This window comes from Paratractidigestivibacter sp. (assembly GCF_052362415.1).
GTDB lineage: Bacteria > Actinomycetota > Coriobacteriia > Coriobacteriales > Atopobiaceae > Paratractidigestivibacter.
In genome coordinates, this window is the sequence record NZ_DAWEMK010000078.1 from 4,925 (window position 1) to 8,606 (window position 3,682).

Annotated in this window: 3 protein-coding genes; all 3 read left to right on the forward strand. The window is 66.0% G+C overall.

Annotated features, from left to right (window positions below; genetic code table 11):
- A partial coding sequence (gene ilvA, locus ACT84W_RS07880; protein WP_444328805.1) for a threonine ammonia-lyase occupies positions 1–1,225 on the forward strand: 1,225 nt, incomplete at its 5' end.
- Positions 1,226–1,646: 421 nt separating this feature from the next.
- Positions 1,647–2,846, forward strand: a complete 1,200-nt coding sequence (locus ACT84W_RS07885; protein WP_444328806.1) for an MraY family glycosyltransferase — start codon at positions 1,647–1,649, stop codon at positions 2,844–2,846.
- Positions 2,846–3,682, forward strand: an 837-nt coding sequence (locus ACT84W_RS07890; RefSeq protein WP_444328807.1) for a radical SAM protein, incomplete at its 3' end; no start/stop codon positions are given. The genes ACT84W_RS07885 and ACT84W_RS07890, both read left to right, overlap by 1 nt.

Sequence of the window (3,682 nt, forward strand, 5' to 3'; positions counted from 1 at the left end):
CGCCATGGCCGAGATGCTCACCCTCGAGGCGTTCGAGGAGGCTTCCGAGAAGGTCAAGGAGGTCACGCTCGAGACCAAGCTCGTCGAGAGCCCCTACCTCAGCGCCGCCACCGGCAACCGCGTTTGGCTGAAGCCTGAGAACATGCAGCGCACCGGGGCCTATAAGCTCCGCGGCGCATACTACAAGATCTCGAAGCTTTCGGCCGAGGAGCTCGGCCGCGGCGTCATCACTGCGAGCGCGGGCAACCACGCGCAGGGCGTGGCCTACGCCGCCACCCACGCCGGCGCGCGCTCGGTCGTCGTGATGCCCACCACCACCCCGCTCATCAAGGTCGAGCGCACCAAGGGCTACGGCGCGGATGTCATCCTCTACGGCGACGTCTTCGACGACGCGAAGAACAAGGCCGTTGAGCTCGCCGAGGAGCAGGGGCTCACCTACATCCCGCCCTTCAACGACGAGACCGTAGCCACGGGTCAGGGCACCATCGGCATGGAGATCGTCCAGGAGCTGCCGCTCGTCGACACCATCCTCGTGCCCGTGGGCGGCGGCGGCCTCGCCTGCGGCGTCGCCACCTTCGCGAAGCTGTACAACCCGAAGATCCGCGTGATCGGCGTCGAGCCTGCGGGCGCGCCTTCGCTCACCGCCGCCCTCGAGGCGGGCCATGCGGTGAAGATCCCCTCTGCCAACACCATCGCCGACGGCACCGCAGTCCTCGAGGTGGGCGACAAGGTCTTCCCGTACCTCAAGGAGAACCTCGACGACGTCATGTGCGTCGAGGACGACGAGCTCGTGGTGAGCTTCCTCGACATGGTTGAGAACCACAAGATGATCGTCGAGAACTCCGGCCTGCTCTCCGTCGCGGCCTCCAAGCACCTCCCGGCCGATGGCAAGCGCGTCGCCTGCGTTCTCTCCGGCGGCAACATGGACGTGATCACGATGAGCTCTGTCGTCCAGCACGGCCTCATCCAGCGCGGGCGCATCTTCACGGTGAGCGTGCTATTGCCGGACCGCCCGGGCATGCTCGTCAAGGTCGCTTCGGTCATCGCCGAGCAGAACGGCAACGTCGTCAAGCTCGAGCACAACCAGTTCGTGAGCACGAACCGCAATGCCGCCGTCGAGCTGCGCGTGACCATCGAGGCCTATGGCACCGAGCACCGCGCCCAGATCGTCGACGCCCTCGCCTCCGCCGGATTCACCCCGACCCTCGTCCAGACGAGCCTGTAGCCCCATCTGGGCCCTCGGCCGGCTCATGTGCCTCTGTGCTCGAACCACACCCAACAAAAAAGCCGCCCCCTGCGCCGAATAATGAACCCACCTTCAAAAGGTGGGTGTCCGCATCGCGCGTTCCGGCTTTCCCATCAACGGGGAATTCCCGTACTGAACACGAGATTTAAGACTCCCTAGTAACGCTTGTCGGTTCACCCAGTTTGCGGCGCAGGGGAACGACATCTCAAATATATGCGATGCCGGAACGAGGAAAAGACTTGACTTTAGCTGCTTTTCCGGGGTGTGGAGCGACTGCGACCGCTCGTGCGCGCCGCTCGCACGAGCTGTGAGCTTCTTGTAAGCTATAACCAAACTGTGCCGCCGGCGCCGCCGCGCGGCGCTTCGTCGAATCGGATCATAATAAGAGGGGAGAGGGCAGTTGGGCGGATTCGTTCCCGATTGGATACCGTTCTCGTCCCTCTTTGCCGCGGCGCTTTTGACCTCGCTCGCGGCGACCCCGCTCGCGCGTAGGATCGCCGTCAAGCTCGGCGCGATCGATAAGCCCACGGGCCGCCGTGTGAACAAGGTCCCGGTCCCCCGCATGGGCGGCATCGCCATCTTCTGCGGCATCGCGGCCGCTTTCGCCGTCCAGTACGTCGGGACGATGCTCCTTGGATGGCCGGTCGTCCTCGTTCCCTCGCCGAAGCTGCGGGTCAACTACTGGATGCTCGTCCTGGCGTTCTGCGTGATCTTCGGCACCGGGCTTTTGGACGACAAGTTCTCGCTCAAGCCGGCCCAGAAGCTCGCGGGTCAGGTGTTCGCGGCCGTGATCGCCGTCGCGGGCGGCCTCGTCATCGGCGACATATCGTCCCCGCTCGGTCCCGAGTTCATCTCGCTTGGCTGGATGGCGTACCCGGTGACGGTCGTCTACCTCGTCGCCTACGTGAACATCATCAATCTCATCGACGGGCTCGACGGGCTCGCCGCCGGGATCTCGGCCATCGCGAGCTTCACCATGTTCGTTCTTTCGGTCATGGCTGGCAGGCTCGACGCCGCCGCGCTCTCCATCGCGGTCACGGGCTCCTCGCTCGGGTTCCTTCGCTACAATTTCCATCCTGCGTCGATATTCATGGGGGACTCCGGCTCGCTCACCTTGGGCTTCGCGCTCGGCTGCTCGTCACTGCTCTCCGTCACGCGCTTCGCGGGCCTGACGACGATCATCGTGCCGCTCGTTATCGCGGCGGTGCCCATCCTGGACACCCTCTCGGCCATCGTCCGGCGCACCCGCGCGCACGTGAGCATCGGCCAGGCCGACCGCGGCCATATCCACCACCGCCTCATGGACGAGGGCTTTGACCAGCGCCAGGCGGTGCTCGTCATGTACGCCTGGACCCTCATGCTCTGCCTCGGGTCCGTGGTCATGACGCAGGTCGGCACGTGGCCCCGCGTGGGGATCTTCTGCGCGCTCGCCGCGGCGTCGTTCCTCTTTGCGCACAAGCTTCACCTCTTCGAGCCGGTGCTTCTGCACCATTACAATCCCCGCACGGGCAAGGACGAGCTGATCTCGCCCGCCGACGATGCCTTCGAGGCGGAGGCCGAGAAACAGTCCGAGCAGCACTGGTGGGAGCGCGATAAATAGTGGGCGCCCCCGCGAGCTCGCCGTTCGGCGAGAAGCCCTACTCCGCTTGCCGCCTGTGCCCCAGGCGATGCGGCGCCGACCGAGATGGCGGCAAGACCGGTTTCTGCGGCATGACCGCGGCCCCTCGAGCCGCCCGCTCCGCCCTCCATTTCTGGGAGGAGCCGCCGATCTCCGGCGAGTCGGGCAGCGGCGCGATCTTCTTCTCGGGCTGCACGCTGCGCTGTGTGTTCTGCCAGAACCACGAGATATCCACCGGCGGCTTCGGCGTCGAGGTCACGCCCGAGCGAATCGCGGGCATGATGCTCGACCTGCAGGGTCAGGGCGCGAACAACATCAACCTCGTGACGGCCCTCCACTTCGCTCCGACGGTTCGCGAGTCCGTCCTCCTCGCCCGCGAGAAGGGCCTTGCTCTTCCCATCGTCTGCAACACCGGCGGCTACGAGCTCGTGGACACCGTGCGCGCCATGGCCGACGTCGTGGACGTGTGGCTTCCCGATTTCAAGTACGCCGACCCTGCGCTCGCAGGATCGCTCTCCTGCGCCCGCGACTACCCGGAGGTGGCCGCGTCCGCTCTTGCCGAGATGATCTCCGCCGTCGAGGCCGCCGGCGGCAGGCTCGTCGACGACGACGGGCTCATGAGGCGCGGGGTCATCGTGCGCCACCTGATGCTTCCCGGCCACCTCGACGACACCCTTCGCGTCCTCGAGCGCGTCTGGGGAATTGCCGGCAACTCCTGCGACCTCTCGCTGATGAACCAGTACACGCCCAGCGAGGAATGCCGCCGCGCTGGCGGGGACCTCGCGCGCGCGATCACGGAGGACGAGTACGAGATCGCT